Below are 25,649 nucleotides of genomic sequence, written 5' to 3'. Positions count from 1 at the left end.
ACAATAATTGTGTCTACATCTATTTCAATGCGCGTTCGCCTCATGACGGCGCTGCATCGACCGCAACGAAGCCGGGGGCTGCTTGCACCTGTCGGAGCTTTCGGCGAAACCCGGTCATTCGCTTGCCGGAGAAGATGCCGTGCCCAGCCCGAACGAAACCTTCGTCCCCGCCTCCAACGGCGCCCTCTGGCAGACGATCGCGCCCGCCAAGGCAGGCTTTGACCCGGAGAGGCTGAAGGCTGCGGTCGATTTCGCCCGCGAGCAAGAGAGCCCCTGGCCGCGCAGCCTGTACTATCCGGACGGCAGCTATGTCGGGAATGTCGAATGGAACGAGCGCGGCCCCTGGACCGAGATCGTCGGCCCGGTGCGCGAGCGCGGCGGCCCGGCCGGGCTCATCCTGAAGGGCGGGCGCATCGTTGCCGAATGGGGCGACACAGCGCGCGCCGACATGACCTTCTCGATCGCCAAGAGCTATCTGTCGGTGCTGGCTGGCATCGCCTTCGACGACGGGTTGATCAAGGACGTCGAGGAGCCGGTCGGCAAGACAGTTGCCGGCCCGGTCTTTTCCGGCCCACATAACGGCCAGATCACCTGGCGCCACCTGCTGCAGCAGTCGAGCGAATGGCAGGGCGAGATCTTCGGCAAATCCGACCAGGTCGACCACAACCGCCAGATCGGCCCCGGCGCAGACAACAGCCGCAAGGGTCAGCGTCGCGAGCTCAAGGCACCCGGCAGCTTCTACGAATATAACGACGTGCGGGTGAACGTGCTGAGCTACGCCCTGCTCGAACGCTTCCGCCGGCCGCTGCCGGAGGTTCTACGCGAGCGGGTGATGGACCCGATCGGTGCCTCGGCGGACTGGCGCTGGGAGGGCTACAGCACCTCCTTCACCGAGATCGACGGCCGCTCGATCCAGTCGGTGCCGGGCGGCGGCCATTGGGGCGGCGGGCTGTTCATCGGGGCGCGCGACCATGCCCGCTTCGGCCTGCTGATCGGCCGGCAGGGCGACTGGGGCGGCCGGCAGATCCTGTCGCGGGACTGGGTCAAGCGCATGCTGACGCCCTCGCCCACCCTGACGAACTACGGCTATCTCTGGTGGTTGGCGGCGCGTCCGGGCGTGCCGGCTTCGTCCTTCTCGGCACTTGGCGCCGGCAGCAACGTGATCTGGGTCGATCCCGAGCAGGACGTCGTCGCGGTGCTGCGCTGGATCAATGGCGCCCAGACCGACGCCTTCATCGATAGGCTGGTGGCGGCGCGGGGCTGAGGCCCCGCTTGCAAAGCCGACGATCGCCCCCATGTCTCACCGCTGCATCAGCGGGCCGGCGATCGTCGTCGTCATCCATTCGGGGTTTGACAGAGCCGGCGCGCTGAACCACTTTCGCGCGCATCTTCCGAACCGCAGCGGTCTTGCGGGTCGCGGGACCGTCCGTTAGGGCCGGCTCCGCGCTCTGATCAGGGCTGTTATCGAGACACGAAAATCATGAAGCTCCTCGTCGTCGAGTCGCCGGCCAAGGCCAAGACGATCAACAAGTATCTGGGCTCCGACTACGAGGTGATCGCCTCGTTCGGGCATATCCGCGACCTGCCGGCCAAGGACGGCTCGGTCGAGCCCGATAACGACTTCTCGATGAAATGGGAGATCGAGGGCCGCGGCGCCAAGCAGGTCGCCGAGATCGCGCGCGCCGTGAAGGGCGCCGAGAAGCTGATCCTCGCCACCGACCCGGATCGCGAGGGCGAAGCGATCTCCTGGCATGTGCTGGAGGCGCTGAACCAGAAGCGCGTGCTGAAGGGCATCCCGGTCGAGCGCGTCACCTTCAACGCCGTCACCAAGGACGCCGTGCAGAAGGCGCTGGCCAATCCGCGCGCGATCGACCAGGCGCTGGTTGATGCCTATCTGGCGCGCCGCGCGCTCGACTATCTCGTCGGCTTCACGCTCTCGCCGGTGCTATGGCGCAAGCTCCCGGGCGCTCGCTCGGCCGGCCGCGTGCAGTCGGTGGCGCTACGCCTGGTCTGTGACCGCGAACGCGAGATCGAAGCGTTCCGGGCCCGCGAATACTGGTCGCTGGTGGCCACGCTCGCGACCGCATCCGGCCAGACCTTCGAGGCCCGTCTCGTCGGCGCCGACGGCAAGAAGATCGCCCGTCTCGATATCGGCAATGCAGAAGAGGCCAAGGCCTTCAAGGCGGCGCTGGAAACCGCGCTCTTTACCGTCAGCGAGGTCGAGGCCAAGCCGGTCAAGCGCCACCCGCAGCCGCCCTTCCAGACCTCGACGCTGCAGCAGGAAGCCTCGCGCAAGCTCGGCCTCGCTCCGGCGCGGACGATGCAGCTCGCGCAGCGGCTCTATGAAGGCGTCGATATCGGCGGCGAGACCGTCGGCCTCATCACCTATATGCGTACCGACGGCGTCGACATGGACGGCTCGGCGATCGCTGCGGCGCGGCGTGTCATCGGCAAGGAATTCGGCGAGAAATACGTGCCGAACGCCCCGCGCAAATACACGGTCAAGGCCAAGAACGCTCAGGAGGCCCACGAGGCGATCCGCCCGACCGATCTCGGCCGCCTGCCGGCGATGGTCGCGCGCCATCTCGAACCCGAACAGGCCAAGCTCTACGAACTGATCTGGAAGCGTACCATCGCGAGCCAGATGGAATCGGCCGAGATGGAGCGCACCACGGTCGATATCGCGGCCAAGGTCGGCGCCCGCAATCTCGAACTGCGCGCCTCCGGACAGGTCGTGCTCTTCGACGGCTTCCTGACGCTCTATCAAGAAAGCCGAGACGACGAAGAAGACGAGGACAGCAAGAAGCTGCCGGCGATGAAATCGGGCGACGCGCTGAAGAAGCGCGCGATCGCCGCCGACCAGCATTTCACCGAGCCGCCGCCGCGCTTCTCGGAAGCGAGCCTGGTCAAGCGCATGGAAGAGCTCGGCATCGGCCGGCCCTCGACCTATGCCGCGACGCTCTCGACCCTGCGCGACCGCGAATATGTCCGCATCGAGAAGAAGCGCCTCGTGCCCGAGGACAAGGGCATGCTGGTCACGGCGTTCCTGGAGAGCTTCTTCAAGCGCTATGTCGAGTTCGACTTCACGGCGAATCTCGAAGAGAATCTCGACCGCGTCTCGAACGCCGAGATCGACTGGAAGGCGCTGCTGCGCGCGTTCTGGGACGAGTTCCAGGCCTCGATCGGCGAGACCAAGGACCTGCGCGTCGGCGACGTGCTGGAGGCGCTGAACGGCATCCTCGGCGACTATATCTTCCCGAAGAAGGCCGACGGCTCCGATCCGCGCGTCTGCCCGACCTGCGGCACCGGCCAGCTCTCGCTGAAGCTCGGCAAGTTCGGCGCCTTCGTCGGCTGCTCGAACTATCCGGAATGCCGCTATACGCGCCCCCTCTCCGTCCCAGCCGCCGATGGCGAGGCTTCGGCCGAGGGCGGCCAGGGCGCGCCGGGCGTGCGCATCCTCGGCACCGATCCGGTGACCAATCTCGAAGTCACGCTTCGCGACGGGCGGTTCGGCCCCTATATCCAGCTAGGCGAGGGCGAGAAGCCCAAGCGCTCCAGCCTGCCCAAGGGCATGAGCCCGGCGAGCGTCACGCTGGAGAAGGCACTGGCCCTGCTGTCCCTGCCGCGCGAAGTGGCGCGCCATCCCGAGAGCGGCGAGCCGATCCTCGTCGGCATCGGGCGCTTCGGACCTTACGTCCAGTACGGCAAGGTCTACGCCAATATCGACAAGGACGACGACGTGCTCGAACTCGGCGCCAACCGCGCCATCGACCTGATCGTCGCCAAGGAGAGCGGCGGCGGGCGCGGCCGCGCGGCGGCGACGCCGGGCCGGGCGCTGGGCGACCATCCCGCTGGTGGCGCTCTGGAGGTGAAGGCCGGCAAGTACGGCCCTTATGTCGCCTGGGGCAAGATCTTCGCGACCCTGCCCAAGACGATGACCGCCGAAAGCATCACGCTGGAACAGGCGATCGAGCTGGCGAACGCCAAGGCGGAAGCGAAGGGCGGCGCCAAGGGCAAGGCGAAAGCCGCTGCCGGCGCAACGAAGACCAAGGCTCCGGCGAAGAAGCCTGCCGCGAAGAAGGCCCCTGCCAAGAAGGCGGCCGAGGCCGAACCAGCCGCTAAGAAGGCGCCAAAGGCCGCGCGCGGCTGACGGCGCCGCGGCTTCACGGAACGGCCTGAATGCGGCTCGCGAGCTGGTTCCTGATCGGAGGCGGGGCTATTCTCTGCCTCGTCACCTTCGCAGGCTGGGTCGCGCTCAACCTCTTCGCCTGCGGCCTGCATTCGGGCGGCTGCAGCCTCACCCGGTTCCGCTTTCGTTGGGAGGATACCGAAGCCCTCACGGTCTTCGTTCCGCCCTTCGTGCTGGGTTGCGTTCTCGCTGCGGCCGGGGCGGCGCTGCGGATGGCCAGTCGTCAGCGGCAACCATAGGGCCTGCTACCTGAATTGCCCTGATCACGCCCTTTGTCATTCCGGGGCGCGCCGGAGGCGCGAACCCCGAACCCGCGACTGGGTGAGACATCAGGTGTTCGGCTGCGAGCAGCTCACCCGGTCGTGGGTCCCGGGTTCTTCGCTGACGCGAAGCCCCGGAATGACAAGGGTTACAGCTCGCGCCAGCAATACAGCGTCACCAGGTCTCGGCCCCGCTCCCGACGCTCAGAGGCTGGCGACCACGACGATGCGCTTGACCTCGCCGCGCAGGAAGGCCTGCAGGAAGCGGTCATAGTCCTTGAACGAGATGCAGCCGTTCGAGTCGCCGCGCGGCCCGAGGAGGTAGGTGTGCGCGAGCAACCCGGCGCGGCCATGGATCGCGCCACTGCCGCCGACCGGGTTCAGGCGGATGGCGCGCACGCCGTGGAACAGCGCCTCGCGCTCGGTCAGCGTATAGGTATGCGGCGGGGTGACGCCCTTCATCCGGACATGGGCGTAGCGGACGTCGTCCATCATCTCGCCGAGGCCGGAATGGGCCTCCAGCCGCTCGCCATTCGGCAGATAGACCATCTTGGCGGCGATATCGTAGATCGCCGTGCCAGCCTCGGCCGTGCGCGTCGGCGTACCGACCGAGGGGCTGAGGCGGGTAATGCGGCCGCGATCGACGATGTCATCCTGCGGCGCGGCATAGGCGAGCGCGGTGCCGGCCGGCTCGGCCTGCTTCTGCACGCCGAAGAGCTTCTCGAAGAAGTTGCGATTGTCCTCGGGCGTCGGCGCCGCGGCCGCGGTCCTGTTGCGGCGCGGCGTCGTCGGCTGGGCGACGCGCGGCTGAAGCTGTTGCGGCTGGATTTGCTGAGGCTCGGCCTTCGGGAGCAGGTCGAGCGGGCGCGGCACCGGCATGGGCGCGGCCTTCTCCGCCAGCGTGACCGGCGGCTGGGGCGGCAACGGCAAGGCGGGCTCGGCGGCGGGAGCGACAGCGGCGAGCGAGGATGACGGCGGCTGAGCGGCCGGCTGGAAGGCGGAACGGACCGGAGCGCCCTGGACGAAGGAAGCCCCCTTGCCGCCCGACAGAGCCGGATCGAGCAGGCCGCTATAGGCAGGAGCCGGCTGCTGCGCGACGCGGGCGTTCGGTGCCTTGCGAGCGGTCGCGGAGAGCGTATTGCCGGCATCGGAACCAGGCGCACCCTGCCCCAGCATCCAAAAGCCGGACATCGCGCCGCCGCTCAAGGCGAGCGCCACGAGGGCCCCCTTCAGCAGGGGCCGACGGCGACGGCGCGGCCGCACATAAGGCGCGCCACCTTCCCGTACATAGGTCGCATAGGTCATCCGCCGCACTCTCGATACGCTTACGCCACGCCCGGCGGCCGCAGGCACAGCGTCGCCGCACGCGCCCCGACAAGCGGAGACGCGATGCACGTCGCAGTGAGACAGAGCATGCCGGGAGAACCCAAACTTCGTTCCGTATCGATAAGGCGCTGCCTTGGTTAATCGCCGGTGAACCGCATCGATAAATTTTCTCGGTTCGCACGCGACGGAACGGGCGTCGGCACGGCGCTGTATGACCATCGAAAAACGGCACGATCGAGTCCGGAGGATGAAGGAAGAAAGACGAGGATTTTTCACGGACTGCCCCGATTGGCCCATCTTTTCCGGCAAAGCTGCAATCTCAGCCCATTTTTCCCAAACCGGCCCTCGAATCGGATATGTCGCAAGCATCGCAACCGCATGAGTTGCCGTCGCCGGACCCCGAGGCTTCCCCGGCGGCTGCGCCGGAGGCCGGAACCGCCGTGAGCCAGCCAGCCGAGCCGAAGACGAGTTCCGTCGCCGCCCTGGGCGCGATCGTCAGCGGCGCGCTGATCCTGCAGATCGCCGCGACCATCGTGAACACCGCGATCCCGCTCAAGATGGCGCTGGCGCAGAAGGCGCCGTTGCTGATCGGCCTCGTCGGCTCGGCCTATTCGGTCGGCTTCCTCGCCGGCTGCTTCGTGATCCCCGCCTTTATCCGCCGCGTCGGGCATATCCGTGCCTTCGCGGTCTTTGCGGCCATGCAGGGCGCGCTGACGCTGAGCTTCTCGCTCTGGCCTGTCGATCTTTGGGTGGTGTCGCGGCTCGGCATGGGCCTCGCGGGCGCCGGCCATGCCATCTGCATCGAGAGCTGGATCAGTGGGCAGGCCTCGGCCGGGCAGCGCGGCCGCATCTTCGGCCTCTACCAGATCCTCAACCGGCTCGCGCTGATCGGCTCGCAGATCGGCACCGGCTACGTCTCGATGCAGTCGGGCGATATCTTCCTGTTCGCCAGCGCCGCCTTCTCGCTGGCGCTGATCCCCGTCGCGATGACCCGCGCAAAAGGCCCGGAATCGGGCGCGGTGATCTCGGTGCGGCTCAACACGATCTGGCAGTATGCGCCGGCCGCCTTCATCGGCTGCCTCTATGTCGGCCTGATGGGCGGTGCGCTTACCAATGTCGCGCCGGCCTACGGCATTCTGATCGGGCTCAACCAGAAATGGGCAATCCTGCTCACCGCCGGCATCCAGATCGGCGCACTGGTCCTGCAATGGCCGCTTGGCCTGCTGGCCGACCGGGTGGAAAGCCGCAAGATCATGCTGAGTGCCACCGCATCGGTCGTGCTGTGCACGCTGGCGCTCGGCGCCGTGCTCTGGTTTTCCCTGCCGCATAGCCGGCTCTGGCAATTCGGGCTGTTCGCGCTGATCGGCGCCGGCTCGATGCCGATCTACACGGTCGCCGTCGCCCATGCGTATTTCCGGCTGGGCCGCGAGCGCGCGCTGGGCTTGTCCGCGCAGCTGCTCTTCCTCTGGGCGACGGGCTCGGCCATCGGCCCCCTGGTCTCAACCGCCTTCATGCAGGTCATGGGGCCACAAGGCCTGCTGGTCTATCTCGGCGCGCTGTCACTCGCGACGGGCATCTACCTCGCCTTCCGCCTGCGGGTGAAGCCGCCGGAAGCGAACCCCTTCGCAGAGCGCAAGCCGACCACCCCGACCATTCCCGACGTCTCGCCTGCGGGAAGCAGAAGCCACGCCGAGGGCAAATAATTCTGCAGGCTCGTCATCGTCATTCCGCGCTCGCCCCGGCGGGAGCGCTGGAATGACGGCAGGGGCTCAGCAGCAGACGACCAATCTCAATGCGCCACGGCGTGGCGGCTCGGCTTGGCCTTGAGCTTGAGCTCTTCCAGGTCCTGACGCTCGCGCGGCGTGTTGCGCATGAGCTGGTCCTTGCCCGGCGCGTACTGCACCGGCTGGTCCGTATCGACGCCGTACCAGGCCGCCGCGCGCAGCACGAAGGACGGATCGGCCAGATGCGGGCGCCCGAGCGCGACGAGGTCGGCCCGGCCGGCGGCGATGATGGTGTTCACCTGATCAGCCGTGGTGATGTTGCCGACACACATGGTCGCGATCTCTGCCTCATTGCGGATGCGGTCCGAGAACGGTGTCTGGAACATGCGGCCGTACATGGGGCGCGATTCCCGCGCGGTCTGGCCGGTCGAGACATCGACGAGATCGCAACCCTCGGCGGCGAAAGTCTCGGCGATCGCGACGGAATCCGCAGCCGAGAGGCCGCCTTCGGCCCAGTCGGTCGCGGAAATACGCACTGACATCGGCTTCTCGCGCGGCCAAGCCTCGCGCAGCGCCCGGAAGACCTCGAGCGGATAGCGCAAGCGGTTCTCGATCGAGCCACCGTATTCGTCGGTGCGCTTGTTGGTCAGCGGCGAGAGGAAGCTCGCCAGCAGATAGCCATGGGCGCAATGCAGCTCCAGCATGTCGAAGCCGGCGCGTTCGCCGCGTTCGGCGGCGGCGACGAACTCTGCCGTGACCCGGTCCATGTCGGCGCGGGTCATTTCGCGCGGCACCTGGCTTTCCGGATAATAGGGCAAGGGTGAAGCCGAGATGATCGGCCAAGCGCCTTCCGGCAGCGGCCGATCCATGCCCTCCCACATCAGCTTGGTCGCACCTTTACGCCCGGCATGGCCGAGCTGGAGGCAGATCTTCGCAGCGGAATTCGCATGGACGAAAGCGGTGATGCGCTGCCAGGCGGCTTCCTGCTCGTCATTCCACAGGCCGGTGCAGCCGGGGGTGATGCGGGCGTCCGGCGCGACGCAGGTCATCTCGGTGAAGATCAGGCCGGGACCGCCGATGGCGCGCGAGCCGTAATGCATCAGGTGCCAATCGCCCGGCAGGCCGTCCTGCGCTGAATACTGGCACATCGGCGAGACCGTCATGCGGTTCTCGACCCGCATCTCGCGCAGCTTGAAGGGCTGGAAGGCCGGCGGAACGGGCGAGCCATCCTTGCGTCGCTTCGCCAGATCGCCGAGGCCATCCGCGACGAGCTTGTCGACGGCTTCGACCATTTCCGGCGCCCGTAACGCCAGATTGTCATAGGTGATCGCCTTGGAGCGGGTCATCAGACCGAAGGCGAAGCGCAACGGCTCGAAATCCCAGAAGCGCTTCAATTCCTCGAACCAGACCAGCGAGACGTCGGCCGCATGCTGGGTCTTTTCGACCTCCTCGCGGCGCTGCGTCTCGAACAATTTGAGGCCGGCCGCGACATCGAGCTTCGCCTGCCCCATCGCCCTGTGCAGGGCGATGGCGTCCTCCATCGCGAGCTTGGTGCCGGAGCCGATCGAGAAATGCGCCGTCGCCTTGGCGTCGCCGATCAGCACGACGTTCTCGACCACCCAGTTGCGGCAGCGGATCATCGGGAAATTGCGCCAGAGCGAGCGGTTGGTGATGAGCTTGTGGCCTTCGAGTTCCTCGGCGAAGACGCCTTCGAGGAAGGCGGCCGACTGCGCCTCGTCCAGGGCACCGAGTCCAGCCTTCTCAAAGGTCTCGGGATCGGTCTCCAGCACCCAGGTCGAGCGCCCGGTCTCGTACTGGTAGCAATGGGCGATGAAGAGCCCGTGCTCAGTCTCCTTGAAGAAGAAAGTGAAAGCGTCGAAGGGACGAGTCGAGCCCATCCAGGTGAACTTGTTCGGCCGCAGGTCGGTCTGGGGCTTGAAACGCTCGCGCCAATTCTCGCGCAAGCGGCTGTTGACACCGTCGGCGGCGACGACGAGGTCGTAGTCACGCTTCAGCGTCTCGACATCGGCGATCTCGTCGCCGAAATGCAGGTTGACCCCGAGTTCGCGCGCCCTCGCCTGCACCAGCATCAGGAGCGAGCGGCGCGAGCAGCCGCAAAAGCCGTTGCCCGGCACGCGGTAGCTGTCGCCCTTGAAGCGGATCTCGATATCGTCCCAGTATGCAAAGTTGTCGCGGATCGCGGCATAGCTCTTCGCATCCGCCACCTTGAACGTATCGAGCGTCTGGTCGGAGAAGACCACGCCGAAGCCGAACGTATCGTCGGCCTGGTTGCGCTCGAAGACGTCGACCGTCAGCTCCGGCCAGTCCCGCTTCATCAGCAATGCGAAATAGAGCCCCGCAGGCCCTCCACCCACGACCGCGATACGCATCGACGCCTCCATTCGGGAGCCGGCCGACCCGGCTTGCAAAATTATTTTAAGCCTAAAATATTTTTGAGTTCAAGAGGCTTTTGCAGCGATCCCGCATCGCGCGCAGCCGCCCGGCATCGCAAAACGCCGTATCTCGCGGGCTTTTTGCGCCGCAAGATACTCATCTCCCCGCTCCATCGTCAGGCCGCTTGCAAATTCCTTCAGACTTAAAATATATTCGGCGCCGGAGGTCGAACGCCATGACTCTGCAAGGACAGCGCGCGCTGGTGACGGGAGGCGGACGCGGCATCGGCCGGGCCATTGCCGCCACGCTGACGGCGGCTGGGACCCGGGTCAGCATCCTTGGGCGCGACGAAGCGACCCTGCGGGAGGCCGTCGCAGCCGGGGTCGCAGCCGATTTCGCCGCTTGCGACGTACGCGACGAAGCTTCGGTCTCCGCCGCGCTCGACCAGCTTTCCCGCCTGCACGCCTTCGACATCGCCGTCGCCAATGCGGGGGCGGTCGAGACTGGCCCGTTCATGCGCAGCGACAGCGAGCGCTTCCGCCGCATGTTGGACATCAACCTGATCGGCACGGTCAACCTGTTCCACGCCACGCTGCCGGCCATGCTGGAGCACCGCCGCGGGCGATTGATCGCCATCGCCTCGACTGCCGGACATCGCGGCTATCCCTATGTGAGCGCCTACGTGGCGGCGAAGCATGCCGTGGTCGGGCTGGTGAAGTCGCTGGCGCTGGAGACGGCGCGCTCCGGCGTCACCGTCAATGCGGTCTGCCCAGGCTATGCCGACACGGACATGGCGACCGCCAGCATCGACAATGTCGCGGCCAAGACAGGCAAGAGCCGCGAGGACACGCTGGCGGCCATGATCAAGGACAACCCGCAGGGCCGGCTGATCGCGCCTGAAGAGGTCGCGGCCGCCGTGCTCTATCTCTGCGGGCCGGGCAGCGACGCCGTCACCGGGCAGTCCCTGCTCGTCAATGGCGGGGAGTTCTGACATGGAGACGCCCTCCTCTTCCCTGATCCTCGACCGCGAGACCAAGGCCAGCGAACGCCCCGGCGACCACAAGGACGAATTGCGCCTCTGGCTCAGGCTGCTGACCTGCTCGACCCTGATCGAGACGGAGATCCGCAACCGCCTGCGCGAGGAGTTCAAGACGACGCTGCCGCGCTTCGACCTGATGGCGCAGCTCGACAAGACCGTGGTCGGCATGACCGTCGGCGAGGTCTCGCAACGGCTGATGGTCTCGAACGGCAATGTCACCGCCGTCGTCGCCGGGCTCATCGTCGACGGGCTGGTCGACAAGCGCGCGGCGCCGCAGGACCGGCGCGTGCAGATCCTGACCCTGACGGCCCAAGGCCGAAAAGTCTTCCGGGCCATGGCAGAGCGCCATGAGGAATGGATCGCCGAGCTCTTCGCCGGGCTTGAGCAGGCCGATCGCGGGCAGCTTTTCCGGCTGCTCGGACAAACCAAGACCTCGCTGCATCGCGCCATCGCGGGGCGGGCCGAAGAAGCCGCCAAGGGAGACGCCTGATGGCCCAGATCGCCAATACCACCACTCTTCCTGTAGCGGGCTTCAAGCCGGAGCATTTCAGCCTTTCGGTCTCTGGCAAGGTCGCGACCGTGACGCTGAATCGGCCTGAGAAAAAGAATCCGCTGACCTTCGCAAGCTATCGTGAACTCACGGATTTCTTCCTCGCCGCGCAGAAGGAAGAAGACGTCAAGGCGATCGTCGTCACCGGCGCCGGCGGCAACTTCTCCTCGGGCGGCGACGTCTTCGAGATCATCGGGCCCCTGGTCGCGATGGAGACCAAGGACCTGCTCAAGTTCACCCGGATGACCGGCGAGCTGGTCAAGGCGATGCGGGCCTGTCCGCAGCCGATCGTCGCCGCGATCGACGGCGTCTGCGCCGGCGCCGGCGCCATCCTCGCGATGGCCTCCGACCTGCGGCTCGGAACGGCCGGCAGCAAGATCGCCTTCCTGTTCAACCGCGTCGGGCTCGCCGGCTGCGACATGGGCGCCTGCGCGATGCTGCCGCGCATCATCGGCCAGGGCCGCGCCGCCGAGCTGCTCTATACCGGCCGCGTCCTCAAGGGCGAGGAAGCCGAGCGCTGGGGCTTCCTCAACCGCATCTGCGCTTCGGAAGCTGTGCTGTCCGAAGCGCAAACGCTCGCCGCCGAGCTGGCTGACGGCCCGACCTTCGCCAATGCCATGACCAAGCGCATGCTCGAAATGGAATGGGCGATGTCGGTCGAGAGCGCGATCGAGGCCGAGGCCGTGGCGCAGGCGCTCTGCATGCAGACCGAGGACTTTTCCCGCGCCTATCACGCTTTCGCCGCGAAGCAGAAGCCTGTCTTCGAGGGCAACTGAGATGGACAGCGCCTCCCATCTCGGCCTCGACATCCTCGGCGACACGCTGGACTGGCCGTTCTTCGAGGAGAGGCACCGCGCCTTCGCCACGGAGCTTTCCGGCTGGGCCGGTTCCTATCTCACCGACCTGCCCCATGACGATGTCGACGAGGCCTGCCGGGCGCGGGTCGCTGCCTTAGGAGCGGCGGGCTTCCTGAAGGCAGCCGTGCCGGCGGCTTATGGTGGGCTCACCGACAAGCTCGACGTGCGCACGCTCTGCCTCGCCCGTGAGATCCTGGCCGCGCATGACGGGCTCGCCGATTTCTCCTTCGCCATGCAGGGGCTGGGCACCGGCTCGATCTCGATCGCCGGATCGGAGGCAATGAAGCGGCGCATCCTGCCGGATGTCGCGGCCGGCAAGCGCATCGCCGCCTTCGCCCTCTCCGAGAAGGAGGCCGGCTCCGACGTCGCAGCGATGGCGACGACCGCGACGCCGGACGGCAACAGCCATGTCCGCATCGACGGCGAAAAGAGCTGGATCTCCAATGGTGGCATCGCCGACCATTACGTCGTCTTCGCCCGTACCGGCGAGGCGCCCGGTGCCCGCGGGCTTTCCGCCTTCCTGGTCGAGGCCGATACGCCCGGCCTGACGATCGCCGAGCGCATCGAGGTGATCGCGCCGCATCCGCTGGCGACGCTGCGCTTCGAAGGCTGCCGCATACCGCTCGAAAACCGCATCGGGGGGCCGGGCGACGGCTTCAAGGTCGCGATGGCGACACTCGACATCTTCCGCTCGACGGTCGGCGCCGCCGCGCTCGGCTTCGCGCGCCGTGCGCTGCACGAGACGCTGGCCCATGCCAATGGCCGCAAGCTGTTCGGCGGCACGCTCGGCGACCTTCAGCTCTCGCAAGCGGCCATCGCCGAGAGCGCGGCCGAAGTCGATGCCGCCGCCCTCCTCGTCTATCGCGCCGCCTGGACCAAGGACGGCGGCGCGGCCCGTGTCACCCGCGAGGCGGCGCTGGCGAAGCTCGTCGCCACCGAGAACGCCCAGAAGGTGATCGACCGCGCCGTCCAGATCCATGGCGGGCTCGGCGTCACCAAAGGCGTCAAGGTGGAGGAATTGTACCGGGAAATCCGAGCGCTGCGCATCTACGAGGGCGCCTCGGAAGTCCAGAAGATCGTGATCGCACGCGATCTTCTGAAAGCCCATGCCGGAAGAGCAGATCGTTAGAGGCGGATTCGCCGATCAGGCCGAGGGGACCTGATCGGTTCCGGCTCTTGCAGGGGAACGCAATGACAGCAACCGGATTCGCGAGATCGGGGCATCAGGACAGCTTCGCGCGGGACAATCTGCCGCCGCGCGAGAGCTGGCCCGATTTGAGGGTGGAAGAAGCAGGGCTCGCTTATCCCGAGCGGCTGAACTGCGTCGCCGAATTGCTCGACACGCATATAGCCGCCGGCCGTGGCGGGCGCACAGCCGTGATCGCCAACGATCTGCACTGGAGCTATGCCGATCTCGCTGAGGCGGTGAACCGCATCGCCAATGTGCTGACCCGCGATCTCGGCATGGTCAGCGGCAACCGCGTGCTGCTGCGCGCCGGCAATACGCCGATGATGGTCGCCGCCTATCTCGCGGTGATCAAAGCCGGCGGCGTCGCGGTCGCGACCATGCCGATGCTGCGTGCGGGCGAGCTCGCCTATCCCTTGCGCAAGGCGAAGATCACGCTCGCGCTTTGCGATCACCGCCTCACGGCCGAGTTGGAAACCGCCAAGGCGCAGGTGCCGGAGTTGGCCCGCATCGTCGCCTTCGGCAGCGGCGGCAGCGAGCTCGAAGCGCTGATGGCACAGCCGGGCTATGAGCATTTCAAGGCTGTCGACACCGCGCGAGACGATGTCTGCCTGATCGCCTTCACCTCCGGCACGACCGGCGAGCCGAAAGGCACCATGCATTTCCATCAGGACATGCTGGCGATCTGCGATTGCTATGGCGCCCGCGTGCTGAAGGCCTCGCCGGATGACCGCTTCACCGGGTCACCGCCGCTCGCCTTCACCTTCGGGCTCGGTGGGCTCGTGCTCTTCCCGATGCGGATGGGCGCGGCGATGGTGCTGCCTGAGAAGGCCGGACCGGCCGATCTGATCGACGCGATCGAACGCTACGAGGTCAGCATCGTCTTTACGGCGCCGACCGCCTACCGCGCCATCCTCGACAAGCTCGACGGACGCGACATCTCCTCGCTGCGGACCTGCGTCTCGGCCGGCGAGGCTCTGCCCAAGGCGACCTTCGACGCCTGGCAGGCACGCACCGGCATGCCGCTGCTCGACGGCATCGGCGCGACCGAGATGCTGCACATCTTCATCGGCGCGCCTCGCGAGAAGATCCGGCCGGGCTCGACCGGGATTCCGGTGCCGGGCTACGAGGCGAAGATCGTCGATGAGAATGGCGAGAACGTGCCGGACGGCACGCCCGGACGCCTCGCCGTGCGCGGCCCGACCGGCTGCCGCTATCTCGCCGACGAGCGGCAGGCGAAATACGTGCTCGACGGCTGGAACATCACCGGCGACACCTATCTGCGCGATGCGGACGGCTATTTCTGGTACCAGGCCCGCTCCGACGACATGATCATCTCCGCCGGCTACAATATCGCAGGTCCCGAGGTCGAAGCCTGCCTGCTGACGCATGAGGCCGTGGCGGAATGCGGCGTGGTCGGCGCGCCCTGCCCCGAGCGCGGGCAGATCGTGAAGGCCTATATCGTGCTGCGCGAGGGCGTCACGGGCGACGAGGCGCTGGTCAAGGCGCTGCAGGAGCATGTGAAGGCCGGCATCGCGCCCTATAAGTACCCGCGCGCCATCGCCTTCGTCCCGGCTCTGCCGAAGACGGCGACCGGCAAGCTGCAGCGCTTCGCGCTGCGTCAGATCGCGCAGGGCGAGAGCTGATCTTTCTTCCAACAGAGCCTGAACGGCCGAAACCGAGGCGACACGCCATGTCCGACCATTCGCAATCCCGCGCCATCCTACCCGAAGGTTGGCCGCAGCCGCGCGGCTATGCCAATGGCATGGTGGCCGAAGGCCGCGTGCTGGTCACCGGCGGCCTCGTCGGCTGGGACGCTGAGGGCGTCTTCGCCAAGGGCTTCATCGGCCAGTTGCGCCAGACCTTCCTCAATATCAAGGCCGTGGTCGAGGCCGGCGGCGGGCGCATCGAGGATATCGTGCGCCTGACCTGGTACGTCACCGATATCGCCGCCTACCGCGCCAGCCTCAAGGAGCTGGGACCGGTCTACCGCGAGGCTTTCGGCCGGCATTTCCCCGCCATGGCGGTGGTCGCGGTGGCGGCGTTGGTCGAGCCGGAGGCCCTGGTCGAGATCGAAGCGACGGCGGTGGTCGCGGGCTGAATCGATCTTGCGTCAAACTGCCGCGGATCGACTCGTGGGAAGAAAACTCACGCAATCCGATTCATTAGGCATTCACCAAGATTCCGGGCCGAGACTCCTGGAGCGCCGCAGGATCGCGGCGTCTCCGGAGTATCTCCATGTCCAGTATCAGCAGTATCGGGGGCGGCTTCCGGCCGCACCAAAAACCACCCAGCTTCGAACAGATCGACAGCAACAGCGACGGCGGCATCAGCCTCGATGAATTCGAGAGCGCGGCCCCCAAAGGCGCCGACAGCAGCAAGAGCGAGGAGCTCTTCAAGAAGATCGACGCCGACGGCGACGGCTCGATCAGCAAGGCCGAGTCGGATGCGTTCAAGGACAAGGCCAAGAAGGCGGACAGCCTCCTGCAGTCCTTCCTGTTCTCGCTTCAGGCGGGTGGAACGCAGAAGGCCGGGACAGCTTCCGACAGCGACGCCGACAAGGATAACAAGTCGGCCTTCGACGCGATCGACACCGATGCCAATGGCGGAATCAGCAAGGACGAGTTCAGCGCGGCCTTCAAGGACAGCCGCCTGAACAGCGACCAGCTGAACAAGCTCTTCAGCTCGCTGGACCAGAACGGCGACGGCTCGGTCTCGCAGGACGAGGTGAAGTCCTTCCAGTCCTCGATGCAGCAGGCCGGCGCGCATCATCATCACCGTCACGGGCCGCCGCCGGAAGCCCTCCAGAATGCGTCGCAGGCCTATGGCAGCGCGTCGCAGCTCTCGGCCTCGAACAGCACGGCCGCGACCTACACGCAGGCGGCCTGAGTTCCGCCACCCGGTCGCTACGTCGACCCGTGGCAGCCGCAACATCCCCGACGCCGACGGCAGAAGCCGCTGGCGCCGCTCCTCAGATCCCCGCCCCGTCCTGCAGCACCCCGGCCGGTGCCTTCCGCCAGAGCCGCATGTGCAGCGCCCGCAAGCCCGGCCTCAGCAGGATATCGCCGAAGGCCAGCGCCAAAGACGCCGCCGCATTGGCCGTCAGCGCAAAGGCCGCCGCAAACAAACCCGCCGTGCTCAGGACGCGCCAGCTCACCCCGGCCAACCAGGCCCTTCGATCCGGCGTACCCGGCCGGCCGACGATGCGGATGACGCCACGCCTCGTTCGCGCCAGCGCCCCGCCCTCGCCCACGGCCTGCTGGACAGCCCCGTCGCCCGGCTCGACGAAGCCGAAGGCCACGGTCTCGTTGCTGATGCGATCGATCAAGATGAAGCCGCCGAGCTCGTGGCTGCGGGCATAAGGCAGCGAGACCAAGGGACGATCGAGGCGTAAGGTCACCAGTCCGATGCCGTTCATGCCCAGGCTCTGTGCCGGCAGCGGCTGGAAACCCGCGATATCGATGCTGTGATGCAGCGCCTCGACCGTGGCGTTGGCGCTCTGCGTCGTGAGCTTCACCAGGAACTGGCCGCCTTCGAGCATGGCGCGCTCGCCGGTCCAGAGCAGGCGCGCCTTGAGGCCACGGCTCACCGGAAGCGCCGAGCCTACCGCGGCGATGACGTCGCCGCGCGAGATATCGATATCGTCCTCCAGCGTCACCGTGCTGGCCTGGCCGGCGGCGATCTGGCTCGCCTCGCCGGCAGCGCCGATCAAGCGCGCGATGCGGCTGGTGCGACCGGAGGGCAATGCGACAACAGGATCGCCGACGCGGGCGCGCCCGGCGATCGGCGTACCAGCATAGCCGCGGAAGTCGAGATCTGGCCGGTTGACCCATTGCACCGGCAGGACGAAGCCTTCGTCGGCCGGCATAGCGCGCGTGATCGCCACGCTTTCGAGATAGGGCAGCAGCGCCGGGCCATCATACCAGGGCATCAGCGCGGACGGGCGCATGACGTTCTCGCCATCCCGAGCCGAGACCGGGATGAAGCGGATCGAGGCGAAGCCGAGGCTCTTCACCGCCGCGCGATAGTCCTCCGCGATCCGCTCGAAGACGGCCGCGTCATAGTCGACGAGATCCATCTTGTTGATGGCGACCACGACATGGCGGACGCCGACCAGCGAAACGATAAAGGAATGGCGGCGCGTCTGCGGCAGCAGGCCCTTGCGCGCATCGACCAGGATGATGGCGAGATCGGCCGTCGAGGCGCCCGTCGCCATGTTGCGGGTATATTGCTCGTGGCCGGGTGTATCGGCGACGATGAAGCTGCGCGTCTGCGTCGCGAAATAGCGATAGGCGACATCGATGGTGATACCCTGCTCGCGCTCGGCCGAGAGACCGTCGACCAGCAGCGCGAAATCGGGCGCTTCGCCTTGTGTGCCGAACTTGCGGGAATCAGTGTCGAGCGCGCTGAGCTGATCGTCGAAGACCGCGCCGGCCTCGTAGAGCATGCGACCGATCAAGGTCGACTTGCCGTCATCGACCGAGCCGCAGGTGATGAAGCGTAAGAGCGAGTGATGTCCGGTTTCGCTGGCTGCCGGCGTATCGTTGGCGGGGAGAAGATTCTGGGCCGGTCGCAGTGCCTTCGGATTCTTCTTGGCCAGGTTCCTGGCGATGGCGAAGCCCATCAGAAATAGCCTTCCTGCTTCTTCTGCTCCATCGAGCCCGAGCCGTCATGGTCGATGACGCGCCCCTGCCGCTCGGAGGATCGCGACGAACGCATCTCGGCGATGATGTCGGTGAGATTGGCCGCCTCGCTCTCGACAGCGCCGGTCAGCGGATAGCATCCCAGCGTGCGGAAGCGGACCATGCGGGTTTCGACCGTCTCGCCGGGGAGAAGCTCCATGCGCTCGTCGTCGCGCATGATCCAGGCGCCGTCGCGCCTGACCACTGGGCGCGGCGCGGCGAAATAGAGCGGCACGACCGGGATATTCTCCAGCGCGATGTAGTCCCAGACGTCGCGCTCGGTCCAATTCGAGAGCGGAAAGACGCGAAAGCTCTCGCCGCGGTGCTTGCGGGTGTTGAAGAGCTGCCAGGGCTCGGGGCGCTGGTTCTTCGGGTCCCAGCGATGCTCGGGCGAGCGCAGCGAGAAGACGCGCTCCTTGGCCCGGCTCTTCTCCTCGTCACGGCGGGCCCCCCCGAAGGCCGCATCGAACTTGTGGAGGTCGAGCGCCTGCTTCAACCCTTGCGTCTTCATAACGTCGGTATGGACGCGCGAGCCGGAGGCGAAGGGATTGATCCCCGCCTCGACGCCCTCCCGGTTGATATGGACGATGAGATCAAGCCCGAGCCGCTTTGCCGTCTCGTCGCGGAAGGCGATCATCTCGCGGAACTTCCAGGTCGTATCGACATGGAGCAGCGGAAACGGCGGCTTGGCCGGATAGAACGCCTTCATCGTGAGATGCAGCAGGACGGCGGAATCCTTGCCGATCGAATAGAGCAGCACCGGCTTGTCGCAAGTCGCCACGACCTCGCGGATGATGAAGATCGCTTCCGCCTCAAGCTTCTGGAGATGGCTGAGCTGGATCATGCGCGGGCCTCCACCGACGCGGGTTTCACGCGTGCCAGATTTCCGTCCTGTCCAACATGCAGGCCGCATTCCTTGGCCGCGTCGTCCTCCCACCACCAGCGCCCGGCCCGCTCGGGCTCACCGGGAAGGATGGCGCGGGTGCAGGGCTGGCAGCCGATCGATACGAAGCCCCGCGCATGAAGCGGGTTGAGCGGCACGGCATTCTCTTCGGCGAAAGCCAGCGCGCGCTCGCGCGTCCAATCGATCAAGGGGCTCGCCTTGACGAGGCCGCGGGCCGCATCGGCCTCCGCCAGCTTGACCCCGCCGCGCGCGGCCGACTGATCGGCGCGCAGGCCGGTCAGCCAGATATCGGCACCGGCGAGCGCCCGGCCGAGCGGCTCGACCTTGCGAATGTCGCAGCAGGATTTGCGGGCATCGCGCGAGGCATAGAAGCCGTTGATGCCATTCTGGCGGACATGAAGCTCGACCGCGTCATGACGCGGATAGTACGGGCGGATCACGATGCCATAACGCTCCTCGGTCTCTTGCCAGAGCGCATAGACTTCGGGGAAGAGCCGGCCGGTATCGAGCGTGGCGAACGTGACCGGCAGTTTCGCCGTCCCGATGACATGGGTGAGGACCTGATCTTCGAGGCCGAAGGAGGTCGTGAAGACGACGGGGCCAGCGGCCTGCGCGACGATGCCGGCAAGACGCGCGGGGACGTCCGCCTTGCCGAACGCCGCATCGAGCGCAGCCGCGCGACGCTCCAGCAGCGCCTCCGCCGGCGTTGTCGCCTTGGGTTCGTCCGAGCCGAAGCCGTTCGCCATGGTCTTGGCCGCCTGTTCGTTAAATCGAACAAACCACTTATACCCATGGCGGCAAAGGTTCAATTTACAGCAGGTAGCGTGTTTTTTCTTATTTTACTTCTGTTGTAGAAGTTTGTTTTAGCGGACGGATGAACACGGCCTCACGCGAGACGAAGCTCAATGGAAATCCCGAGATTTCGGGAGAATGCGCACATTGCGGGGGTGGCGATGGCGCGGCAACGGCGGGTTTTTCAGCTCGTCGACCGGCATCGGAACCTCGGCGCGATGCGTATCCGACAGCGATAACAGGTCGATCGAACGGTCGGCGATGCGCTGGGCCATGAGATGGGTGACGCCCTCGACGCTTTTCTGCACCCTGCCCTCGACCAGCATCAGTCGTGCGCCCATGACCTCGCGGCGGAAACGCTCGAACAATCGCGCCCAGATCACGACATTGGTGATGCCGGTCTCGTCCTCCAGCGTGACGAAGATGGCGTTGCCCTTGCCCGGCCGCTGGCGCACCAGCACGATGCCGGCCGTGCGAACGAAGGCGGCATCGGGCTTCGCCTCGGTTTCGGCGCAGCTCAGCACGTCCTCGCGCCGGAAGCGCGGGCGCAGGAGTTGCATTGGATGCCCCTTCAGCGAGAGCCGGACGGTCTGGTAGTCGGCGACGATATGCTCGGCCAGCGGCATGACCGGCAGCGCCATGCTCCGCTCCGTACCCAGTTCGCGGGCCTGTGCAGCCTGGAAGAGTGGCAGAACGGGATCTTCCGGCAGGCGGCGCACCGCCCAGAGAGCCTCGCGACGATCGAGGCCGAGCGAACGGAAGGCATCGGCATCGGCGAGCAGGCGCATGGCGCGGGCGGGGAGATCGGCGCGCCGCATCAACTCCTCGACGTCGCGATAAGGACCACCGGCTTCCCGTTCCTTCACGATGGCCTTGCCCCACTCATCCTTGAAGCCGTCGATCTGGCGGAAGCCGAGGCGCAGTGCGAAGGGATCTCTCCCGCCCTCCCGGTGCGGCCGATCGCGGTAAGAACTTGATTCCGAAACGGCTTCCAAGCTGTTGTCCAAAAAGCTGGAATTGACTTCGGCCTGCCTCGCCTCGACGCCGCCGTTCTCCTCCGCCTCGCGGACGATCTGAGCGGGAGCGTAAAAACCCATCGGCTGGGAATTCAGCAGTGCGGCGGCGAAAGCGGCCGGATAATGCTTCTTCAGGAAAGAGGAGATGTAGACCAGCTTGGCAAAGGAAGCCGCGTGGCTTTCCGGGAAGCCGTAGCTGCCGAAGCCCTTGATCTGTTCGAAACAACGCTGGGCGAAATCGCGCTCATAGCCGCGCTCCACCATGCGCTCGACCATCATCGTCTCGTAATTGCCGATGGTTCCGGCATTGCGGAAGGTCGCCATCGCCTTGCGCAGGCCATTGGCTTCGATGTCGGAGAACTTGGCGGCGACCATGGCGAGCCGCATGGCCTGCTCCTGAAAGAGCGGCACGCCCTCGGTTTTCTTCAGAACCTCATAAAGCTCGTTCTCAGGATGGGGCGGCTTCGGTGATGGAAACACGACTTTCTCGATCCCCACCCGCCGCTTCAAGTAAGGGTGGACCATATTGCCCTGGATCGGGCCGGGGCGAACGATCGCGACCTGAATGACGAGATCGTAGAACTCCCGCGGCCTGAGCCGCGGCAGCATGTTCATCTGGGCGCGGCTCTCGACCTGGAAGACGCCGAGCGACTTGCCTTCGCAGAGCATGTCGTAGGTCGCTTCGTCGCCATCCTTGAGATCGGCGAGCGCGTAATCCTGTCCCCCGTTCTCTCTGATCAGATCGAACGCCTTGCGGATACAGGTCAGCATGCCGAGCGCGAGCACATCGACCTTCATCAGCCCGAGCTCGTCGATGTCGTCGCGGTCCCATTCGATGAAGGTGCGGTCATCCATCGCGGCATTGCCGATCGGGACGGTCTCGTCGAGGCGCCCGCGCGACAGGACGAAGCCGCCGACATGCTGCGAGAGATGACGGGGATAGCCGAGCAGGCGGGTGGCGAAGTCGACAGCGCGACGGATCGTCGGGTTCGTCGGATCGAGCCCGGCCTGGCGGACGCGGGCATCACCGATCTCGCTGCCCCAGCTCCCCCAATTCGTATCGGCGATGCGGGCAGTAACGTCCTCGGTCAGGCCCAGCACCTTGCCGGCCTCGCGGATGGCGCTGCGGGGCCGGTAATGGATCACAGTCGCGGCGATTCCGGCGCGATGGCGGCCATATTTCTCATAGATCCACTGGATCACCTCCTCGCGCCGCTCATGCTCGAAATCGACGTCGATATCGGGGGGCTCCTTGCGCTCGGTGGAGATGAAGCGTTCGAACAGCACGTCGTTCTCGTCCGGATCGACGGCGGTGATGCCAAGCACGTAGCAGACGGCGGAGTTGGCGGCCGAGCCACGGCCCTGGCAGAGGATGCCCTTGCTGTTGGCGAATTCGACGATCTGGCGGATCGTCAGGAAATAGCGGGCGTATTCGAGCTTCTCGATGAGGGCGAGCTCCTTCGCCAGCAAGCCCTGAACCTTGTCCGAAATGCCGTCAGGATAGCGGATCAGACAGCAGCGGCGGACCAGCTCTACCAGCCAATCCTGATCCTTCCAGCCGGGCGGAATCGGCTCGTCGGGATACTCATACTTCAGCTGGCCGAGATCGAACTCGATGCGGGAGAACAAGGCTTGCGCCTCGGCAATGGCCTCGGGCGCGTCGCGGAAGAGGCGAGCCATCTCCTGCGGCAGCTTGAGATGGCGCTCGGCATTGGATTCGAGCAGGCGTCCGGCCCGCTCGATGGGGGTGCCCTCGCGGATGCAGGTCAGCACGTCCTGCAGGTCGCGCTGACCAATGGAATCGTAGAGCGCGTCATTGGTCGCGATCAGCGGCGTGCGGGTCGCTGCCGCGATCGCCTTGAGCCGCGCGAGGCGGCGGCGATCGTCGCCGCGCCGGTGCATGCTGGCAGCAAGCCAGACCGCGCCGGGAGCGGCATCGTCGAGCCGGGCGAGCAATGCGGACAGGCCATCGAGGCTGCGCGCGGGCATCAGGATCAGCAGCAGGTCGCGGGCATCGTTCAGGAGATCATCGAGAACGAGGTGGCACTCGCCCTTCTTCACGCCATCCTTGAGGTTGCCGTGGCTGAGCAGGCGGCAGAGCCGGCCCCAGCCGGCGCGATTGACGGGATAAACGACGATGTCGGGCGTGCCGTCGGCGAAGACGAGGCGGGTGCCGGTCGCGAGCTTGAAGCGCTCCGCCTTCGCCTTCATCTGCGCCGGCGAGAAAGGCAGGGCGGCGAATTCGGGATTCTCGGCCCAGTAATACTCTCCGGGGCTGCCGCCTTCCCGGACCTTGTCGGGCGCCGGCAGGCCATCCTCGCGCAACTGCTTCAGCGCCGCCCAGGCCCGCACGACGCCCGCCACCGTGTTGCGGTCGGCGATGCCGATGCCGGAATAGCCGAGCAGCAGCGCCGTCAGCACCATATGCGGTCCCGGCGAGGCACCGCGCAGGAAGGAAAAATGCGTAGCGGCAACAGGTTCGGCGAAGGTATTCCCAATCTGATTCATGCGAAGAGCCCATGCAGGAACCAGCGCGGCGGGGCGCTATCGGCCTCGTAGAAGCCGATGCGGTAGAGCCAGAAGCGGCGGCCTTGCGCATCCTCGACGCGGTAATAGTCGCGCATCGGCTCGTCCGAGCCATCGCGCCACCATTCGGGGGCGATGCGCTCGGGACCTTCGGCGCGGGCGACGTCATGGATGAGGCGCCGCCAGCGGAAGCGGATCGGCGGCCCGTCAGGCACTTCCGCAATGGCCTCGACCGGCTGAGGCGGCTCGAAGAGCTGGAGCGGGCGGACTGGTGGCTCCTGCGGTTCGGGTGCAGACCATTCGGCCTCCGACAACGGCGCAGCTGCGGAAAGCGCTTTCGCCGCCCTGACGGGGTGATGGGTATCCTGCGCCACGAAGCGCAGCACCCGGTCGCGGCCGAAGCGGGTGACGAGCCGGTCGACGAGATCGGCCACCGCCTCCTCCTCGATGGCGCGGCCGTCGAGGCTGTGCTGGGACGTGTCGAGCGGTTCGCAAAGCGGCACGCCGAGCTTGATCGCATCGAAGCCGAAGCCGGGATCAAGCGGGTCGGTCAGCGCCTCGACGCGCTCGCGATAGAGCCGGAGCAGCGCCTTGGCGTCGCGCGACGGGCGGCCGGTCTCGATGGCGAGGCGGCGCACCGCGCCGTCGCTGCGGAAGAAACCGAGTTCGAAGACGCGCCCGCCCTCGCCACGCGCTTCGAGCACCCGCGCCGCTTCCCCTATCAGCCTGACGACGACGGCCTCGAGGCTCGCGGTATCGGCGAAGGGCTCGGCGAAATGGCGCTCGACCACGCAATCGGGCGGCGGGCGCAACGGCGTGATGCGGCGGTCCTCGTGACCAAGGATGCGCCGGAGCTTGACCGCCAACGCCTCGCCGAATCGGGCGGAAAGCGTTTCCGAAGGCCGTTCCGCGAGATGGTCGAGCGTCTTCAAGCCGGCGCGGGAGAGCGCGATCACGGTCTCGGCGTCGGTATCGAGCGCGGCAGTCGGCAGCGGACGGAGCCACGCCTCCTCCTGGCCGGGCGGGACGATGCCGCCCCGGCCATGACGAGCACAGGCGCGGGCGGCGTCGGGCGTGCCGGCGATGGCGGCTTTCAGCTTGAGGCCAATGCGCTGCATGGAGCGCCCGGCAAGATTGCCGAGCCCGGTCTCGCCACCGAAGAGATGGGCGCAGCCGGTGATGTCGAGCATCAGGCCATCCGGTTCGTCCAGCGCGACCAGCGGCGTGAAGCGGTCGCAAAAACCGGCGAGCGCTTCGAGGAACTCGTGGTCGGCCTGGGCTTGCGTCTCCAGCGCGACGAGATCGGGGATGCGGGCACGGGCATCGGCCAGCGTCATATCCCGCGTCAGGCCCAGATCGACGGCGCGCTTATCGCAATCGACGATGCGCAAGGCATTGCCCCGCATCTCGGTCAGAACATGCGGCTTCTCAGCCGGCGCGCCGGAGGCCGGAATCGCGCCCGTCCGCCGCAACCTGTCCGTCGCCAGAAAGGGGAACCAGAGGGCGAGATAGCGGCGCGACATGGTCTGTCCGGGAAGCTCGGTCGAAAAGGCTGTGTTCCGCAAAGCAATGTCGGTCACGGTCCCACTCCACACGCCACTCACGCTCGGCCGCGCCGCCGCGCTGGCGCAGCAATCTCAGGGCAAAGGCCGGGGCACCCGGCGCATTCGCCTCCAGCGCCCGCGAGGCGAGCGCCCTCACCTGCCAGCGCGTGCGCGCCGCGCTCGGCGCCTCGGCGGCCGCGACGCGCAACAGCAGCACCGGCACGCCCGAGGCTTCCGCCGCCAAAGCGAGGCGCCGGCTTGCCGTCAGGTCGAAAGGGCGCGGCTCGCCCCAGGGCTCGATCAGCACGGCGCCCAATGCCGGGCAGCGCGCGCCTTCCGCGCCCGCCCGCAGCACGCCCTCGCCGTCGCGCGCCCGCACCAACAGCAGGCGCGCCGGATCAAGGCCAAGCTCGTTCAGCCCCGGCGCATGGAGCCTCCCGGCTTCGGCGTCGACGAAATCCTGCCGCACCCAGAGGATGGGCCGCTCGGCGGGCTTCTCCTCCGTTTGTCCGGCCCGCAATGCGAGGCCGAGCGCGAAACCGGTCGCGGCGGCGAGATCGGCCACCTCCGCGGCGTAGACTTCATGCAAAGCCGCCCGCGCGAGCCCGCCGTTCAGGACCTCGTCCAAGCCGGGCACGCCCAAGCCGATCCGACCGGCCG

At 66.8% G+C, this 25,649-nt stretch carries 19 protein-coding genes; 11 read left to right on the top strand and 8 right to left on the bottom strand.

Features of this window, described 5'->3' with window-relative positions:
- Positions 1–139 precede the first annotated feature (139 nt).
- The 3 genes from Q0Q36_RS05970 to Q0Q36_RS05960 all read left to right on the top strand — a co-directional run bounded on the left by Q0Q36_RS05970 (position 140) and on the right by Q0Q36_RS05960 (position 4,428).
- Positions 140–1,264 (top strand): serine hydrolase, encoded by a 1,125-nt coding sequence (locus Q0Q36_RS05970; RefSeq protein ID WP_293796368.1) that lies wholly within the window; start codon positions 140–142, stop codon positions 1,262–1,264.
- A 216-nt stretch (positions 1,265–1,480) separates the two neighbouring features.
- A complete protein-coding gene (gene topA / locus Q0Q36_RS05965; protein ID WP_293796366.1) occupies positions 1,481–4,150 on the top strand; it encodes a type I DNA topoisomerase in 2,670 nt (889 codons plus the stop codon).
- A 29-nt stretch (positions 4,151–4,179) separates the two neighbouring features.
- Complete coding sequence (locus Q0Q36_RS05960; RefSeq protein WP_293796364.1) at positions 4,180–4,428, top strand: hypothetical protein; 249 nt, start codon at positions 4,180–4,182, stop codon at positions 4,426–4,428.
- A 225-nt stretch (positions 4,429–4,653) separates the two neighbouring features.
- Here Q0Q36_RS05960 and Q0Q36_RS05955 read toward each other — a convergent pair whose 3' ends face one another.
- A complete protein-coding gene (locus Q0Q36_RS05955) occupies positions 4,654–5,754 on the bottom strand; it encodes a DUF2778 domain-containing protein (protein WP_293796361.1) in 1,101 nt (366 codons plus the stop codon).
- Positions 5,755–6,215: 461 nt separating this feature from the next.
- Here Q0Q36_RS05955 and Q0Q36_RS05950 point away from each other — a divergent pair, with 461 nt between their 5' ends.
- Positions 6,216–7,478 carry an MFS transporter gene (locus Q0Q36_RS05950; RefSeq protein WP_293796358.1) on the top strand — a complete coding sequence of 421 codons (1,263 nt, stop codon included), beginning with the start codon at positions 6,216–6,218 and terminating at the stop codon, positions 7,476–7,478.
- An 86-nt stretch (positions 7,479–7,564) separates the two neighbouring features.
- Here the strand turns inward: Q0Q36_RS05950 and Q0Q36_RS05945 are convergent, their stop codons facing one another.
- Positions 7,565–9,889: a bifunctional salicylyl-CoA 5-hydroxylase/oxidoreductase gene (locus Q0Q36_RS05945; protein WP_293796356.1), complete on the bottom strand. Its 2,325-nt coding sequence runs from the start codon at positions 9,887–9,889 to the stop codon at positions 7,565–7,567.
- A gap of 239 nt (positions 9,890–10,128) precedes the next feature.
- Here Q0Q36_RS05945 and Q0Q36_RS05940 point away from each other — a divergent pair, with 239 nt between their 5' ends.
- The 7 genes from Q0Q36_RS05940 to Q0Q36_RS05910 all read left to right on the top strand — a co-directional run bounded on the left by Q0Q36_RS05940 (position 10,129) and on the right by Q0Q36_RS05910 (position 16,414).
- Positions 10,129–10,884: an SDR family NAD(P)-dependent oxidoreductase gene (locus Q0Q36_RS05940; protein ID WP_293796354.1), complete on the top strand. Its 756-nt coding sequence runs from the start codon at positions 10,129–10,131 to the stop codon at positions 10,882–10,884.
- Between the two features lies 1 nt (position 10,885).
- Positions 10,886–11,422 (top strand): MarR family transcriptional regulator, encoded by a 537-nt coding sequence (locus tag Q0Q36_RS05935; RefSeq protein WP_265058999.1) that lies wholly within the window; start codon positions 10,886–10,888, stop codon positions 11,420–11,422.
- The gene (locus Q0Q36_RS05930) at positions 11,422–12,258 is read left to right on the top strand and encodes an enoyl-CoA hydratase family protein (protein WP_293796345.1); all 837 of its coding nucleotides are present in this window, start codon (positions 11,422–11,424) and stop codon (positions 12,256–12,258) included. Before Q0Q36_RS05935 ends, Q0Q36_RS05930 begins: the two co-directional genes overlap by 1 nt.
- Before the next feature lies 1 nt (position 12,259).
- Complete coding sequence (locus tag Q0Q36_RS05925; protein WP_293796343.1) at positions 12,260–13,468, top strand: acyl-CoA dehydrogenase family protein; 1,209 nt, start codon at positions 12,260–12,262, stop codon at positions 13,466–13,468.
- Between the two features lie 62 nt (positions 13,469–13,530).
- A complete protein-coding gene (locus Q0Q36_RS05920; protein ID WP_293796341.1) occupies positions 13,531–15,171 on the top strand; it encodes a benzoate-CoA ligase family protein in 1,641 nt (546 codons plus the stop codon).
- Between the two features lie 47 nt (positions 15,172–15,218).
- Entirely contained in the window at positions 15,219–15,626 is a 408-nt protein-coding gene (locus Q0Q36_RS05915) for a RidA family protein (protein WP_293796339.1), read from the top strand.
- A 137-nt stretch (positions 15,627–15,763) separates the two neighbouring features.
- The gene (locus Q0Q36_RS05910) at positions 15,764–16,414 is read left to right on the top strand and encodes an EF-hand domain-containing protein (protein ID WP_293796337.1); all 651 of its coding nucleotides are present in this window, start codon (positions 15,764–15,766) and stop codon (positions 16,412–16,414) included.
- A gap of 82 nt (positions 16,415–16,496) precedes the next feature.
- On the opposite strand, the gene Q0Q36_RS05905 is transcribed toward Q0Q36_RS05910, so the two are convergent.
- From Q0Q36_RS05905 to Q0Q36_RS05880, 6 genes are all read right to left on the bottom strand, one after another.
- Positions 16,497–18,149 (bottom strand): GTP-binding protein, encoded by a 1,653-nt coding sequence (locus Q0Q36_RS05905; RefSeq protein WP_293796335.1) that lies wholly within the window; start codon positions 18,147–18,149, stop codon positions 16,497–16,499.
- Entirely contained in the window at positions 18,149–19,051 is a 903-nt protein-coding gene (gene cysD, locus Q0Q36_RS05900; RefSeq protein WP_293796333.1) for a sulfate adenylyltransferase subunit CysD, read from the bottom strand. Before cysD ends, Q0Q36_RS05905 begins: the two co-directional genes overlap by 1 nt.
- A complete protein-coding gene (locus Q0Q36_RS05895) occupies positions 19,048–19,857 on the bottom strand; it encodes a phosphoadenylyl-sulfate reductase (RefSeq protein ID WP_293796331.1) in 810 nt (269 codons plus the stop codon). Before Q0Q36_RS05895 ends, cysD begins: the two co-directional genes overlap by 4 nt.
- A gap of 156 nt (positions 19,858–20,013) precedes the next feature.
- Positions 20,014–23,427 carry an error-prone DNA polymerase gene (locus Q0Q36_RS05890; RefSeq protein WP_293796329.1) on the bottom strand — a complete coding sequence of 1,138 codons (3,414 nt, stop codon included), beginning with the start codon at positions 23,425–23,427 and terminating at the stop codon, positions 20,014–20,016.
- Positions 23,424–24,968, bottom strand: a complete 1,545-nt coding sequence (locus Q0Q36_RS05885; RefSeq protein ID WP_293796327.1) for a DNA polymerase Y family protein — start codon at positions 24,966–24,968, stop codon at positions 23,424–23,426. The genes Q0Q36_RS05890 and Q0Q36_RS05885 overlap by 4 nt, the downstream gene beginning before the upstream one ends.
- Positions 24,874–25,626: a hypothetical protein gene (locus Q0Q36_RS05880; protein ID WP_293796325.1), complete on the bottom strand. Its 753-nt coding sequence runs from the start codon at positions 25,624–25,626 to the stop codon at positions 24,874–24,876. The genes Q0Q36_RS05885 and Q0Q36_RS05880 overlap by 95 nt, the downstream gene beginning before the upstream one ends.
- Positions 25,627–25,649: the final 23 nt, after the last annotated feature.

It is taken from the genome of uncultured Allobosea sp., from assembly GCF_945957345.1.
Lineage (GTDB): Bacteria > Pseudomonadota > Alphaproteobacteria > Rhizobiales > Beijerinckiaceae > Allobosea.
Note: the sequence above shows the minus strand (reverse complement) of the source record. Positions and strands in the feature narration are given on the sequence as shown.